Genomic DNA, 13,453 nt, shown 5'->3' on the forward strand with positions numbered 1-13,453 from the left:
TTCGGCAGCGGTAAGCGTGCCGTCACGCCTGCGAATGTCCGTGGGCCGGTGTAGGACGGTGAGCGATGACGGCGTCTACCGAGGAGGACACCATGCGTTGGGCCGAGATCGAATCCCGTCAGCCACGTCTGATCGAGTTCGGGCACCGACGGCTGCTGGATCCGGGAGTCGTCCTGGTTGCCACGACCCGGCGCGACGGCACGCCGCGGCTGAGCCCCGTCGAGCCGTATGTGATGGACGGCGATCTCTGGCTGTCCATGATGTGGGGGTCGACCAAGGCACGTGACCTGCTGCGCGACCCGCGGATCCTCGTGCACAGTGTGATCACGAGCCGCGATGGCGGCGAGGGCGAGTACAAGGTGCGCGGCCGCGCCGATCCGACCGACGACGCCGCGATTCAGCGTCGCTACGCGGACGCGGTCACAGACGCCCTCGGCTGGCGTCCTGTGCCCGGCCATTTCCATCTGTTCGCGGTCGATGTCACAGACATCACCGTCATCCGCTACGACGATGCCACCGGTGATCAATTCGTCGCCCGTTGGCCGGACGGGCGTGAGTTTGTCCGACGCGGGACGTCGGCGACCTCGGTAGGCGAGCCCGAGACCCACCACGATCTCCTGCGGCCATCACCAGCGTGACGCGGGGCCGAAGCAGGTGTGCTAGAACAGTGGCGTGGAGCTTCTTCATCGGGGCAAGGTTCGGGATGTTTACAGCGATCGGCCCGGGGAGGTGATCCTCGTTGCGACTGATCGGGTGTCGGTCTACGACGTGGTGTTGCCTACGCCGGTACCTGACAAGGGCAAGCTGCTGACGAGTCTCTCGTTGTGGTGGTTTGACCAGCTCAAGGACGTGATGCCGAATCACGTGATCTCGGCTACCGACGTACCGGCCGAGTTCGAGGGGCGGGCCGTCCGGGTGCAGCAGGTCGACATCATCCAGGTCGAGTGCATCGCTCGTGGATACCTTGCTGGGCTGGGGTGGGAGGCCTATCAGGAGACCGGGAAGATCTCCGGAGTGTCGCTTCCTCCGGGGCTGCGCGAGGGCGACAAGCTGCCGCAGCCGGTCTTCACGCCGACTACGAAGACGGCGCCCGAGGATGGGCATGACGAGCCGATGACCTTTGAGGAGGTCTCGGAGGCTGTTGGGCCGGAGCTGGCGAAGACGCTCGAGGCCAAGACGCTTGAGCTGTTCACGCGGGCGACAAAGATCACCGAAGGCCGTGGGGTTCACCTGGCCGACACCAAGTTCGAGTTCGGCTTGGCGAAGGACGGGACGCTCGTACTCGCGGACGAGGTTCTGACTTCGGACTCGTCGCGGTACTGGCGCGACGAGGACTGGAAGCCCGGGCAGCGGCAGGTGTCGTTCGACAAGCAGTTCGTACGTGACTGGGCGCGCGACTTGGGGACCTGGGACAAGACTCCCCCGGGCCCGGAGATCCCGGCCGAGGTCGTCGATGAGACTCGGGCTCGCTACGTCGCGATGTACGAGCGCATCACCGGGCTGAAGTGGGACTGACCATGGCGACGTGGGAAGAGATCCAAGAGGCCCGCCTGAGCGAAGTACTGGAGCTGCAGAAGGTCCACCACCGGTTGCTGGCCGCCAAGGAACATGGCGTGGAGCCGGAGCCGGCGGATGTCGAGATCGCCAGATCCGTTGCCGCGACTGGGTTGAGCATCGACCGGGTCAACGCGCGGGACGATTACTAGACCTTCGCGCGCGGTTCTGCTTATGCTCGACGGTGTTCTAGAACACCGATTGAAGAGTCTGAGGTTCTGTCATGCCCCCGAAGTTGGTGCGTCCCGCGCCGCCGTACCTGCAGATTGCCGACGCGATCCGTACCCGGATCTCCAACGGTGAACTGCAGGCCGGCGATCGCGTGCCGTCCGTACGAGCGCTGATGCGCGACTACGGAGTGGCGATCGCGACGGCGCAGCGCGCGTTGACCAGCTTGCGGGCCGAGGGGTACATCCGGCCCGAGCGTGGCGTCGGAAGCATCGTCACGACTGAGGACGAACGCGGCCGGGCAGCGAACGACCGGGTCGACAAGTCCCGGCGTACCGGCAAGGTCTACCCCACCGGCCAGTACGCCAAAATCACCCACGCGGCGCTCGACAAGGCGAGCGAGCAGGTCGCCGACGCACTCGGCCTCAAAGCCGGAAGCACCGTGATCCGTCGCGTGCGAGTCACCTATCGCGCCGACGACAAGCCGATCTCCGCGTCAACCTCTTATTTCAAAGGCGATCTGGCCGAGCTCGCTCCGCTGCTGCTGAGCACCGAGCGGATTCGCGAAGGAACTTTCGCGTACATCGCCAGCGCCCTCAAGCGGACGATCGACGCCTGGCAAGACCAGTTCGAACCGGCAACTGCAACCGCTGAGCAGGCAGCCGAACTCGCTCTCGAAGAAGGCGACCTCATCCTCGTCGGACGCAACTGGATCTACGACGACACCGGCGACGTCCTCGAATACGGCGAAAGCATCACCTACGGCCGAGTCACCTACCGCGGCCGCCTCGGCGACTGATCGGCCCCGTACCCGCACTACCGAACAGCCGATCTCGACGGCCTTGTGCGTTCTATTCGAGTGTTCTAGTCTCTGAACTAGAACACTCGATCTTTGGAGTACCCGATGAGCGACACGGATCGCACGAAACCCCTTCTTCTCGGCTACATCCGGCAGCACCTGCTGATGACCTCGGACGAACTCATCGGCGTCAAGGAGCGGCTTGCCCACTACGCCACCATCGAGGGCTTCACGATGGGGCCGGTCTTCGTGGAGCAGCGGGAGTCGACGCCCGCTGCCTTCGAAGCACTCATCCAAGCCATCGGCCAGCACCAGGCAACAGCCGTCGTACTCCCGAGCATGCTGCACTTCGCCGTCCTCGGCGCTCCGCTCGCCGTCAAGCTCACCTTCGAGCAGGCGACCGGCGCCCAGGTATTCGTCGCCTCCCCCGTCGACGCGACTCCATAATCCGGCGGGTGGACTCACCGGGCCCAGCACCCTGCGTCCACCTGCCGCTCCAGTTGCCCACAGCAACCGAATCAGATGAGGCACCCATGTCCGACATCCAAAGGCTCAAAGCTCAGCTCTACCAACTGACAACCGAAGCCCAACAAGGCGCCGGAAGCCTTGGCGGCTTCAGACAGAAGTTCAGCCAGACGGGCGCACAGGTTCAAGCCCTGATCGCCGGCTCAGCCACTGGCGCCGACCGCGACATCTCTCAACTCCTCGATGCGGCCGGGCGCTCGCTCGAACAAGCAGTTGAGTCTCTCCAGATCGCCGCCCAAGGCTGCCGAAGCTATGCCGACCAGATCTAGCATCCACAGGCACGCGGATGCCCTCCGAACTCCAGCGAGTAGCCCAGGCACTGCTGGCCAGCCTCGACGAGACGCCTCGCGTTGCCCAGTACCTACATCGAATGGCTCAGAGGTGTCGGGAGAACGCGGGCCTTGTCAGCCACATCGCCAACCATCCGGCAGCCCGAATGGTTGCAGTTCAGCTGGCCGAGGCGGCCCGCCGCTGCGAGGACGCAGCGCAGTACCTTGCCCAGGTACGACCAAAGGCGCGCGACTGGGCCGAGCAGCTGGTCTCCGAGAATCGTACCGCCGGGAGATCCGGAGAACCGAGCGAACGCACACCGCGTGCGAGTGGCGATCAGACCCGCTCTCCGACCGATTCCCCTGACGCTCAGCGCGATCGGCACCGCCGCCTGACCGGAGGGGAGTTGCTCGCATCCCTCCCGGTCCAGCGTGTGATCCCGAACCACCGACAGAAGACGAGGGGTGCCTGGCAGAACGAGAGCGGCGTCGTACAGAACCTGATCAGCGGCCGACATGGGGAAGACTTCGAGGCAGCTCTGGGTCATGCGAAGCGACTCGGACTGATCCCCGACCACGGGACCTTGGCTACAGCCGCCGACGTCGAACTGAAGTTCGCCATGAAGATGCGACGTGAAGGAATCAAGAAGGCAGTCATCGCCGTGAACAAGATGCCATGTCCCGGGCGACTCGGCTGCAACCAACTCCTCAAGCGCTTCCTGCCACCCGGCGCTGAGTTGATCGTCCACGGACCAGATAATTTCGAGCAGACCTACAGAGGAGAGTCGGATCCATCATGACCGCGACGGCCGAGGCCTACTTTCGACACGAGCACGATGAGCAGCCTGTCCGGATCTCGACAGAGGCCGATGTTGACCGACTCGTCGACGACCTGCTCGGCGAGGACTACGAGAACTCGGCGGCCACCGTGTACGTCGGTGGTCGGCTCAACTCCGCAGGTGTACCCGACCATGAACTTCTGATCGGCATCGACAACGCGGGTGGCATCCTCGGCAGTCTGCGCTATATGAACGAGTCGGGCACGTACTACGGAGCTGGCCAGCCGAGCGACCACGACGAACTGGTGTACTACTACGCCGGGCAGGACCGTGAGTTTCCTGCCGACTCCCAGTTGCCGGTCGAGGCAATTCGAGCCGCGGTCAAGGAGTTCGTCTCGAAAGGCGGCGGTCGTCCGACCTCGGTCGAATGGAAGCCCTGGCCCCAGGACATTGCCTGACGTTCCAGCAAGCTAGTCGAGCTGCGCAGGCGGCGGCTGCTTGTGAGTCCGGACCGTGCTCTGGTGGAGGGTCAGTCCAGCGATAGCTCACGCCTACCTATCAGTGCGATGGGCTGCTTCCTTGGCTCTGATGAAGGCGAAGACGAAACACCCGACAGCGAACAGAACGGGGAGGCCACTTGTTGCGACTAATCCACTCGCAAAGGATTGTCCGTTGTTCAACTGGTCGGTCGGTATGCTGATGCTTATGTCATTGGGGTCGATTGTGACCTGGACGGGCTCCCCGACCGTGGCGCCGAGTTGATTGCTGTCGGCGAAGTCCACATCGACTAGTCGGCCATCTGGCAGCGCCGCGCGAACGGCAAGTGACTCCTTCGTTCTGCTGTACGCGGTCACCTCGGTCACGGTGACGGTCGCCTGCTGGCCGCTGTTCTTCAGGATTGCTCGTACGTCGTACTCATCCACGACCGTGGCCATCAATCCGCCGGCCAATGCAAGTGCGGCAACCCCGAGGAAGACCGGGACCAACCACCGGCTTCGTCGAGCTCGGAGCAACCAGTTCACGAGGTCAAGTGTGGCTGATCCTGCGGAGGCTGGCGTCATGAACCGACGGTTCGAGATTCTCGGACAATTGTCCTCGGCGGTGATGAAGCGCTAGATGCATGTGATGAGGTGCCCGGGACGGGATTCGAACCCGTATGCCTTTCGGCTGCGAGGTTTAAGTTCGCCCATCCCCCAGCCGTGGGCGTTCGTTGTAGTTCACCTCAGACTCCTGCTCCGGCTGCTGCACGTCGGCGAACGCCTGCGCATCCGGGTGAACTGCAACTACGGCTGCAACTACCTGCACCTCGTTGCGAACTCGGGGCACCACGGCCAGAGCAAGCCATCCAAGCGTGACCACTGGATGGCCAACGACCGGCGCAGACCATGCTGGCCACCTTGGTTGCTGTACTTCGCTGCCGTACAGCAGTCGGTGATTGCTCACGCCGTGCTGTCCACGATCCACCGACTGTTGACACGTACGCGTCAAATAGCGCGTCTCGAACACTTGTTCTATTGGTGGCTCAATGGGCAGCGACAAACGGTTTCCACCGCCGAAGCCTCCGGACACTCGCGGTCGGTAGACACGATCCCTTATGGTGCAGTGTGAGCGAGACTGAAGTCGAAGAGAGCAGCGTTTGCTTCGCCATCATTGATAATCTCTACGTCGAAGATTTAGTGCCGCGCGAAGCCTGGGTGTTTCGAGTTCCGACAGCGATCAGCGTAGATGACGTCAAGTCGTTGTACATTCGGCCGACTGAATTGCCGCCACCATTTGTCCTTGAGAAGAAATATACAGATTTCTCGTGGGGTGCTTCGGCTTCATCCATCGAATACATGATCCAGATGGCGCAGGAGCTACCGCATGACCTGCTCGTCGCAGGCTTGGGCCTCATAGGCGAAAAGGTTCGGCGGAAGATCTCAGAAATCCGGAAAAAGGAGATGACTGAGCCGCTTGACCGCGAGAGCGCTGGATGGGCGGCTACCCACGCTATCGTGATGGCTTATCAGACTGTCTCAAGAGATGCATTGCACATAGTCAAAGAGGCAGACACGCTCAACCCTGCCGGGTATATGTTCACCTACGAAGACGAACATCATCAGTACGAGGCTGAGGTGCGGCAGGAGCCGTCAGGAATTGTCGTTAGCCGCGTCACGCGTCTCACGACCCACACTTGACAGTCACGTGTCAAGCGCACGGGCAGTCCTGCCGCATCGTCCCGATAGCTGCCGACCTTAGGTTCGGTTCGGTGCGGGTCCAGAGGCGAGCTTGCTCGATCGCGGAGCGACGCCGAAGGCGCCCTTGACGCGGGCCGAGCCGGACCATCCCTCCCATGATTGCTAGCGGGACGATGCGGTAACCAAGGCGAGACGGCAGACCGCCTGGACCACCGCGACGAGTGGCCGGCATTTGCGGGCGCGACCACTGACAGGGTGTCGGATCGTTCGATGGCGAGTTCTGCTGTCTTCGACCGGCACCCTTTGGCACGTGCGCGCCAAGCCAACGGGGGGGCGGGGCCGACGAGCCCTTAGGCGAGGAGCCGGAGGCTGCCCCGCTCCCCCGGTCTTGCGGTGGCGGCGCGCTTTCGGGCCCTGGAGGGGCCCGTCTTGAAGACGTAGAGAAACTTGTCAGGCCAACGGGATAGCCGACTGAGGCAGTCCTACTACGGCGAGGTTATCTCGGTCTCGTCTGCCCACCGGGCGACTGTGGACAGCACGGCTAGGTACTCCATCGCTTCGTGGTCTGACCAACCTGGCTGATGAGAATGTGCGGCCACATTTCGAATGCCCGCATAGGCCCCGATGGCAAGGTTGTGTAACCCGTCCTGCCTTGATCGCCACATGTCGGTCGAACGGTCACCCGGCAGCCAGAGGCGCACTCGATTGCTACTACTGGCTTTCGAAGAGAAGACGTCCGCCGCAAGCTCACGATCAACCAGGCTAGATCCTGACTTCTGTTGAATGCGTGCCGTGAGCGACTTTGATCCAGCCTCTACGGCAGCCGCAGGTTGACCTGCGTCCCAGAAGACGGCGGCGGCTTGCCACACCCAGGGATGGAATTGATCAGCGGCAAATGTGGGGGCTTGTGGTGCGAGTCGTACCGCCCACTCATCACGGTCGCGCAGTGTCCCGAGGGCCCGCCTCACCGCAGTAGCGGATTTGCCCCCGCCGCCGTACGCCAGAGTGGTGAGGTCTTCCGACGGCATCACACCGAGCACTTTGAGTATCTGCTCGATGGTGGGCAGCAGCATCCCCGCTTCGTTGTTGAATGCCTCGCAGTCCGAGTTCCACTCATACCCTGCGCGCTCGTAAGCCATGTCGTACTGCTTGACAAGGACGAGGTAGTACTTCAGCTTCTCCTGCATCCAGGCGGTGTCCACCACTCAGAATAAGCGCAGGTCAGAGGCGGTTGTGCCCGGGACGGGATTCGAACCCGTATGCCTTTCGGCTGCGAGGTTTAAGCTCGCTGCGTCTGCCGTTCCGCCACCCGGGCCTGCGACCAAAGGAGCACCTTACAAGTAGATCCTGGTCACGGACACAGGGTAAGCGGGTGAGGTGGGGTTGGTATGTGCGGACATCCCCCTGTGCACGGGTTGAGTCAGCAGACGAAGACAGTTCGTGGGGTCTTGATGTTCGGGCACGGCGGTGGGTGGGCGGGTAAGCCATAGCCGCCTGACCCCTCACCCCAACCCCGCAGGGGCGGGTGGGCGGGGAAACCACACCCACCTCACCCCACACACCAACACCGCCTCGGGCTGGGCGGGCGGGAAAGCCACAGCCACCTCACCCCACACCCCAACCCCGCCTGGGGCTGGGCGGGCGGGGAAGCCACAGCCGCCTGACCCAACATCCCAACCCGCAGGGGCGGGCGGGCGGGGAAGCCACAGTCATCTGACCCCACGCTCCAGCCCCGCCTTGGGGTGGGTAGGTGGGAGAGGCACGGCTGCCTTACAGGTAGACCTTGCGGGGGTAGATGGCGTGGGCGCCGGCTACTCGGTCTAGGAATAGGGCGCCGGAGCAGTGGTCTATTTCGTGTTGGAGGGCTCGGGCTTCGAAGGCGTCGGTGGTGATGGTGAGTTCGGTCGTGGTGCCGGGGAGGGTTCCGGTGAGGGTCAGGCGGGTGGCTCGTTTTACGTCGCCGGTCAGGTCGGGGACGGACATACAACCCTCGCGGGCCTTTTCCTGGCGGGTGGCTTCGACGATGACTGCGTTGCAGAGGACGAAGACGCCGTGGCAGGTGCGGGTTTTGGGGTGGCCGGTGACGTCCAGGGCGAACATCTGGGCGGCTACCCCGACCTGAGGGGCGGCTAGGCCTACGCAGCCGGGTGAGACGCGCATGGTGGCTACGAGGTCGGCTGCCAGGGCGAGCATTACGGGGTCGAGCGGGTCGACAGGGGCGCCTTCGGTGGCTAGTACGGGGTGGGGGGCTCGGACTACTTCCAGTACGTCGCCAGCCAGGCCCAGTTGGGCGGGGCTCCAGCTGGCCACCGTCTGATTCAAATGCGCAGTCACTGGAGAGCTCACAGATCGTCGCTTTCGGCGGGGCGGAGGGTGACTCCGACGCCGAGTTCCTCGGCGGTGATTTCCAGGGCTCGCTGGAGCATGCCGAGTTCGGCGCCAGCGGGCAGCTCCACCTCGGCGGTGAGGACGTACAGGGAGCCGCTCAGGCGCGTCGTCTGGTCGGTGATCGTGCCGCCGACGCTGGCGATCATCCGGGTCACGGCGGAGACGATGCCGGGGCGGTCGGCGCCGTGCACGCTCAAGATGAAAGGGGCACCGATCGGGGCGTGGGCGTGTTCCGGGCCCATTTCGCGGACGGTGATGACGAGTTCGCCGCGCAACGGCTCCAGGGCCTCGCGTACCTCCGGGAACGACCCGGAGCAGACGATCATCATCGCGAAGTGGCCGCGCAGGAGCGTCATCGTCGAGTCCTCGAGGTTGACGCCGGTCTGGGCGAGGGCCTCGGTGACGTCGGCGATGATGCCCGGGCGGTCCGGGCCGATGACGGTGACTGCGAGCTGACTCATGGGCGGAAACTTACCCGGACCAAAGTCTTTACCCGGTCAAACTTCGGTATGCGGACGCCACCGACGACCCCGAAAACCGGAAAAACGCCGCTAGATTCGACCCATGGCGGGTTCAGAAGGTCCTCGACGCAGCGCCCGGGACTGGGTGGTCGACAGCCTGAGCTTCGTCCTCGCGATCCTGATCAGCCTGGTCTCGTACGACAGCGGGCGGAAAGACCCGATCCCCGAGTGGCTGCACGACCTGGACTTCGTCCTCGGCCTGGCGTTGTGCCTGACGCTGTGGTTCCGGCGCCGCTGGCCGGTCCAGCTGGCGATCGTGGCGGCCGCGATCTCGGCCTTCTCGGACGCCGCCGCCGGCGCGACCCTGATGATCATCCTCACGGTGGCGATCTACCGGCCGTTCCGGACGACGCTGGTGATCTTCGGCGTCAACACGGTCAGCCTGGCCATCTACCTCGCAATCCGGCACAAACCAGAGTCCATCCAGCAAACCGCTCTCTGGGCGATCCTGATCTACTGCGCCCTGGCCGGCTGGGGCCTGTACCTCCGTTCCCGCCGCCAGCTCCTCCAGACCCTCCGCGACCGGGCCGACCGTGCCGAGGCGATGGCACTCTTACAGGCTGAGCGCGGCCAACTGAGAGCCCGCGAGGAGATCGCCCGCGAGATGCACGACGTACTGGGCCACCGCCTCTCCCTGCTCAGCGTGCACGCCGGCGCCCTCGCCTACCGCCCAGATGCCAACCCCAAGGAAGTAGCCAGCGCCGCCGAGATCATCCGGGCCAGCGCCCACCAGGCTCTCCAGGACCTCAGAGAGGTGATCGGCGTACTACGAGCCCCGGTCGGCGAACTCCCCCAGCCAAGCTTCGCTGACCTCCCGGCCCTGGTCGACGACTCACGAAAAGCAGGCCTCCCCGTAGACCTCGAACTCGATGCCCCCGGCAACCTCCCCGAGCACGTCGGCAGAACGGCGTACCGGATCGTCCAGGAAGGCCTCACCAACGCCCTCAAGCACGCCCCGGGCGAGCCGGTGAAGATCAAGGTGATCGGCGCCCCGGGCAACGGCCTCACGGTCGAGCTCCACAACCCGGCCGGCCAAGCACGCAAAGGCGACGGCCAGGGCCTGATCGGCCTGACCGAACGCGCCCAGCTCGTCGACGGCCGGCTCGAACACGGCCGTACCCCCGACGGCGAATTCCGCCTCGCCGCTTGGCTACCGTGGCCCGCATGACCATTCGGGTGCTGATCGTGGACGACGACCCGCTGCTGCGCGCCGGGCTGCAGCTGATGCTCGGCGGCGCGCCGGACATCCGCGTGGTCGGCGAGGCGGGCGACGGCAGCGGCGTACAGAGCCTGATCGACAAGCTCTCCCCCGACGTCGTGCTGATGGACATCCGGATGCCGAACACGGACGGCCTGACCGCGACCGAGTCCATCCGCAGGCGTCCCGGCGCACCCGAGGTCGTCATCCTGACCACGTTCGACGCCGACGAGCACGTACTCCGCGCGCTCCGCGCGGGCGCCGCGGGCTTCATCCTCAAGGACACCCCACCGGCCGAGATCGTCGAGTCCGTACGCCGGATCGCCGGCGGCCAGCCGGTCCTCTCGCCAGGCGTCACGAAACGGCTGATCACCCGCGTCGCCGCCTCCGGCCAGGACCAGCGCAAGAGCAAGGCGGCCGAACGTCTCAAGGACCTCAACGACCGCGAACGCGACATCGCCGTCGCCGTCGGCGAGGGCAAGTCGAACGCCGAGATCAGCGCGACCCTGTACCTCAGCATCCCCACGGTGAAGACGCATGTCTCCCGCATCCTCACCAAGCTCGACCTGAACAACCGCGTCCAGATCGCCCTCCTCGTCCACGACGCCGGCCTCCTCGACGACACCCGCTGATCACCGAGCCTTCACCCGCGCGGACAACCACAACGACCTGATTCGCATTAGCCTCTAGGGGTTTCGTCCGCCCTTGGAAGGTTTCAAATGCGCCTGCTCGTCGGAGGTCTAGCCCTAGCCCTGCTGCTCCCCGCCCTGCCAGCCCAGGCCGTGGACCAAGTCGTCACGGACCCGGCCGCGTACGTCGATCCGCTGGTCGGCTCCGCCCGCGACGGAACGACCTGGCCGGGAGCGGTCCGCCCGTTCGGCATGATCTCGTGGAGTCCCACAAGCACTCGCGGCGACCAGACCAGCACCGGTGCGGCCAACGGCTACCAGTACGACGTGACGCGGGTGCGCGGCTTCTCCCTCACCCACCTCAGCGGCGCCGGCTGCAACCCGGGCGCGGCCGGCGACATCCCGATCATGCCGTACGTCGGTACCGTCGACACCTCGCCGACCGCCGACACCAAAGACGCGAAGTACGCCAGCGACTTCAGCCACACCGACGAAATCGCCAAGCCCGGCCGGTACACCGTCAAGCTCGCGAACGGCGTCGAGTCCGACCTCGCCGTCACCACCCGCGCCGGCGTCGGCGACTTCAGCTTCCCCCAAGACGGTCAGCCGAACCTGCTGTTCCGTACGTCGAACTCGCTCAACGGCAGCCAGGACGCCGAGATCACCATCGACGCGGCCAACCGCAAGGTGACCGGCTCCGTCCTGACCGGCGCCTTCTGCGGACGTCGCGCCAACGGTGGTACGAACAACCGGAAGACCTACTACCGCCTCTACTTCACCGCCTCCTTCGACCAACCGGTCGTTGCCACCGGCACCTGGAAGGACGACACGATCACCCCGGGCGGCACCCAGACCACGGGTGGCGAGGGCTACGCGACCGGCGCCGACCGGGCGGGCAAGGGCTCGGGCGGTTACGTCAGCTTCACCCCCGGCGCCAAGGTCAAGATGCGGATCGGCATCTCGTACGTGAGCCCGCAAGGCGCTGAGGAGAACCTCGCCGCCGAGGTCCGGCCGGACGCGACCGTCAACCGGATCGCCAACGATGGCTACAAGACCTGGAAGAACGAGCTGCAGAACATCCGGATCACCGGCGGCAGCGACGCCCAGCGCAGCACCTTCTACACTGCCCTGTACCACGTACTCCTGCAGCCGAACGTGTTCAACGACGTCGACGGCAAGTACCTCGGCAGCGACCAGCAGATCCACGAGCTCGCGCCGGGTCAGCAGGCGCAGTACGGGACCTTCTCGGGCTGGGACCAGTATCGGGCGCACATCCAGCTGCTCGCATTGCTGAAGCCGGAGATCGCGGGTGACTTCGCGCAGTCGATGTACCAGTTTTCCCAACAAAACAAGGGCATCTGGGACCGCTGGCTGCACAACAACGGCCCCACGCACGTGATGACCGGCGATCCGGCGGCGCCGACGCTGGCGACCTTCGCGGCGATGGGCGTCACGAACTTCGATGCCGAGGGCGCCTACGACTCCTTGGTACACCAGGCGACGGTGCAGAACGCCGATGCCGAGAACGATGGCGGCTGCCCAGGGCAATGCACCGGGCAGCGACCGGCGCTCAACACATACCTGGCAAAGCACTATGCCCCGCAGGACGCTTGCCACTGTTGGGGTGGAGCCGCGGAGACGCTGGAGAACTCGCTGGCCGACTTCTCCCTTGCCCAGTGGGGATCCCGGCTCGGCAAGGACACCCAAGATCTCGCAGATCGTGGTACCTGGTGGAAGAATACCTACGACCCGGAAGTCGGCTATCAGCGAGCGCGCAAGGCGGATGGGACTTGGCAGCCTGGGTTCACGCCGTCGACCGATGTGGGATTCGCGCAGGGTTCCAGCGCGACGTACACGTGGATGGTGCCGCAGGATGTCTCCGGCCTTGGCGCGGTGATGGGCGGCGATGCGGTCACCAGGCTGGACGGCTTCTTCCACGACGCCGCGGGCAACTGGGCGGTCAAGGGCGGCAGTGCGCTGCGGTATGACCCGACCAACGAGCCGGGGTTGCACACGCCGTGGCTCTACAACGGGCTCGGCGTCGCGTGGAAGACGCAGGCGACGACGCGCGAGATCGTGGACACCGTCTACGGCACCGGGCCGTCGGGGCTGCCGGGTAATGACGATCTGGGGACGCTCTCGGCCTGGTACGTGTTCGCCGCCATCGGGCTCTTCCCGCAGACGCCTGGGCGGGCCGAGTTGCTGGTGGGCAGTCCGCTGTTCCCGAAGGTCGAGCTTCGAAGAAGCAACAAGGTTCGGCTGACCATTGAGGCGCCGCAGACGTCAGATGCCAACCAGTACGTCGATGCGCTGGCTCTCAACGGCAAGCCGCGGACCGAGTCGTGGCTGCCGGAGTCGTTCATCACCGGCGGCGGGCGGATCAACGTGCAGATGGGAGCGACGCCCACGAGCTGGGGCACCGCTCCCATCGACCACTGAAACAGTC

At 65.0% G+C, this 13,453-nt stretch carries 16 protein-coding genes and 1 tRNA gene; 12 read left to right on the top strand and 5 right to left on the bottom strand.

Going from position 1 to position 13,453, the window contains the following annotated elements:
• Positions 1 to 65: 65 nt before the first annotated feature.
• From ACIA12_RS32955 to ACIA12_RS32990, 8 genes are all read left to right on the top strand, one after another.
• Positions 66 to 638 carry a pyridoxamine 5'-phosphate oxidase family protein gene (locus ACIA12_RS32955; protein WP_396371126.1) on the top strand — a complete coding sequence of 191 codons (573 nt, stop codon included), beginning with the start codon at positions 66 to 68 and terminating at the stop codon, positions 636 to 638.
• Between the two features lie 34 nt (positions 639 to 672).
• Positions 673 to 1,515, top strand: coding sequence for a phosphoribosylaminoimidazolesuccinocarboxamide synthase (locus ACIA12_RS32960; protein WP_396371127.1), 843 nt, complete (start codon positions 673 to 675; stop codon positions 1,513 to 1,515).
• A gap of 2 nt (positions 1,516 to 1,517) precedes the next feature.
• On the top strand, positions 1,518 to 1,706 hold the full coding sequence (locus ACIA12_RS32965) for a hypothetical protein (protein ID WP_396371128.1): 189 nt from the start codon (positions 1,518 to 1,520) through the stop codon (positions 1,704 to 1,706).
• A 71-nt stretch (positions 1,707 to 1,777) separates the two neighbouring features.
• Complete coding sequence (locus ACIA12_RS32970; RefSeq protein ID WP_396371129.1) at positions 1,778 to 2,521, top strand: GntR family transcriptional regulator; 744 nt, start codon at positions 1,778 to 1,780, stop codon at positions 2,519 to 2,521.
• Positions 2,522 to 2,626: 105 nt separating this feature from the next.
• A complete protein-coding gene (locus ACIA12_RS32975; RefSeq protein ID WP_396371130.1) occupies positions 2,627 to 2,968 on the top strand; it encodes a hypothetical protein in 342 nt (113 codons plus the stop codon).
• A gap of 86 nt (positions 2,969 to 3,054) precedes the next feature.
• Complete coding sequence (locus ACIA12_RS32980) at positions 3,055 to 3,315, top strand: hypothetical protein (RefSeq protein WP_396371131.1); 261 nt, start codon at positions 3,055 to 3,057, stop codon at positions 3,313 to 3,315.
• Between the two features lie 167 nt (positions 3,316 to 3,482).
• Positions 3,483 to 4,115 carry a DddA-like double-stranded DNA deaminase toxin gene (locus ACIA12_RS32985; protein ID WP_396371132.1) on the top strand — a complete coding sequence of 211 codons (633 nt, stop codon included), beginning with the start codon at positions 3,483 to 3,485 and terminating at the stop codon, positions 4,113 to 4,115.
• Positions 4,112 to 4,552: an Imm1 family immunity protein gene (locus tag ACIA12_RS32990; protein WP_396371133.1), complete on the top strand. Its 441-nt coding sequence runs from the start codon at positions 4,112 to 4,114 to the stop codon at positions 4,550 to 4,552. Before ACIA12_RS32985 ends, ACIA12_RS32990 begins: the two co-directional genes overlap by 4 nt.
• Before the next feature lie 93 nt (positions 4,553 to 4,645).
• Here the strand turns inward: ACIA12_RS32990 and ACIA12_RS32995 are convergent, their stop codons facing one another.
• Positions 4,646 to 5,116, bottom strand: a complete 471-nt coding sequence (locus ACIA12_RS32995; RefSeq protein ID WP_396371134.1) for a hypothetical protein — start codon at positions 5,114 to 5,116, stop codon at positions 4,646 to 4,648.
• Positions 5,117 to 5,698: 582 nt separating this feature from the next.
• Between ACIA12_RS32995 and ACIA12_RS33000 the strand changes: the two genes are divergently transcribed.
• Complete coding sequence (locus ACIA12_RS33000; RefSeq protein ID WP_396371135.1) at positions 5,699 to 6,271, top strand: hypothetical protein; 573 nt, start codon at positions 5,699 to 5,701, stop codon at positions 6,269 to 6,271.
• 485 nt (positions 6,272 to 6,756) lie between these two features.
• Here the strand turns inward: ACIA12_RS33000 and ACIA12_RS33005 are convergent, their stop codons facing one another.
• The 4 genes from ACIA12_RS33005 to ACIA12_RS33020 all read right to left on the bottom strand — a co-directional run bounded on the left by ACIA12_RS33005 (position 6,757) and on the right by ACIA12_RS33020 (position 9,120).
• The gene (locus ACIA12_RS33005) at positions 6,757 to 7,473 is read right to left on the bottom strand and encodes a TIGR02391 family protein (protein ID WP_396371136.1); all 717 of its coding nucleotides are present in this window, start codon (positions 7,471 to 7,473) and stop codon (positions 6,757 to 6,759) included.
• Between the two features lie 32 nt (positions 7,474 to 7,505).
• A tRNA-Leu gene (locus ACIA12_RS33010) sits at positions 7,506 to 7,586 on the bottom strand.
• A gap of 455 nt (positions 7,587 to 8,041) precedes the next feature.
• On the bottom strand, positions 8,042 to 8,581 hold the full coding sequence (locus ACIA12_RS33015; RefSeq protein WP_396371137.1) for a peptide deformylase: 540 nt from the start codon (positions 8,579 to 8,581) through the stop codon (positions 8,042 to 8,044).
• 32 nt (positions 8,582 to 8,613) lie between these two features.
• Positions 8,614 to 9,120, bottom strand: a complete 507-nt coding sequence (locus tag ACIA12_RS33020; RefSeq protein ID WP_363830559.1) for an ACT domain-containing protein — start codon at positions 9,118 to 9,120, stop codon at positions 8,614 to 8,616.
• Between the two features lie 103 nt (positions 9,121 to 9,223).
• Between ACIA12_RS33020 and ACIA12_RS33025 the strand changes: the two genes are divergently transcribed.
• From ACIA12_RS33025 to ACIA12_RS33035, 3 genes are all read left to right on the top strand, one after another.
• Positions 9,224 to 10,348 (top strand): sensor histidine kinase, encoded by a 1,125-nt coding sequence (locus ACIA12_RS33025; protein WP_396371138.1) that lies wholly within the window; start codon positions 9,224 to 9,226, stop codon positions 10,346 to 10,348.
• Positions 10,345 to 11,010 (top strand): response regulator transcription factor, encoded by a 666-nt coding sequence (locus ACIA12_RS33030; RefSeq protein WP_343973357.1) that lies wholly within the window; start codon positions 10,345 to 10,347, stop codon positions 11,008 to 11,010. Before ACIA12_RS33025 ends, ACIA12_RS33030 begins: the two co-directional genes overlap by 4 nt.
• 87 nt (positions 11,011 to 11,097) lie before the next feature.
• Positions 11,098 to 13,446: a GH92 family glycosyl hydrolase gene (locus tag ACIA12_RS33035; protein ID WP_396371139.1), complete on the top strand. Its 2,349-nt coding sequence runs from the start codon at positions 11,098 to 11,100 to the stop codon at positions 13,444 to 13,446.
• The last annotated feature ends 7 nt before the right edge of the window (positions 13,447 to 13,453 follow it).

The organism is Kribbella sp. NPDC051620 (genome assembly GCF_044453825.1).
Taxonomy (GTDB): domain Bacteria; phylum Actinomycetota; class Actinomycetes; order Propionibacteriales; family Kribbellaceae; genus Kribbella.

Bases quoted from the DNA above. Each gene is read 5' to 3' on its own strand.
- ACIA12_RS32985 (WP_396371132.1), top strand. From the start codon at position 3,483: ATGGTTGCAGTTCAGCTGGCCGAGGCGGCCCGCCGCTGCGAGGACGCA.
- ACIA12_RS33035 (WP_396371139.1), top strand. From the start codon at position 11,098: ATGCGCCTGCTCGTCGGAGGTCTAGCCCTAGCCCTGCTGCTCCCCGCC.
- ACIA12_RS33020 (WP_363830559.1), bottom strand. From the start codon at position 9,120: ATGAGTCAGCTCGCAGTCACCGTCATCGGCCCGGACCGCCCGGGCATC.
- ACIA12_RS32955 (WP_396371126.1), top strand. From the start codon at position 66: ATGACGGCGTCTACCGAGGAGGACACCATGCGTTGGGCCGAGATCGAA.
- ACIA12_RS32990 (WP_396371133.1), top strand. From the start codon at position 4,112: ATGACCGCGACGGCCGAGGCCTACTTTCGACACGAGCACGATGAGCAG.
- ACIA12_RS32980 (WP_396371131.1), top strand. From the start codon at position 3,055: ATGTCCGACATCCAAAGGCTCAAAGCTCAGCTCTACCAACTGACAACC.
- ACIA12_RS32975 (WP_396371130.1), top strand. From the start codon at position 2,627: ATGAGCGACACGGATCGCACGAAACCCCTTCTTCTCGGCTACATCCGG.
- ACIA12_RS33030 (WP_343973357.1), top strand. From the start codon at position 10,345: ATGACCATTCGGGTGCTGATCGTGGACGACGACCCGCTGCTGCGCGCC.
- ACIA12_RS32965 (WP_396371128.1), top strand. From the start codon at position 1,518: ATGGCGACGTGGGAAGAGATCCAAGAGGCCCGCCTGAGCGAAGTACTG.
- ACIA12_RS33025 (WP_396371138.1), top strand. From the start codon at position 9,224: ATGGCGGGTTCAGAAGGTCCTCGACGCAGCGCCCGGGACTGGGTGGTC.
- ACIA12_RS32970 (WP_396371129.1), top strand. From the start codon at position 1,778: ATGCCCCCGAAGTTGGTGCGTCCCGCGCCGCCGTACCTGCAGATTGCC.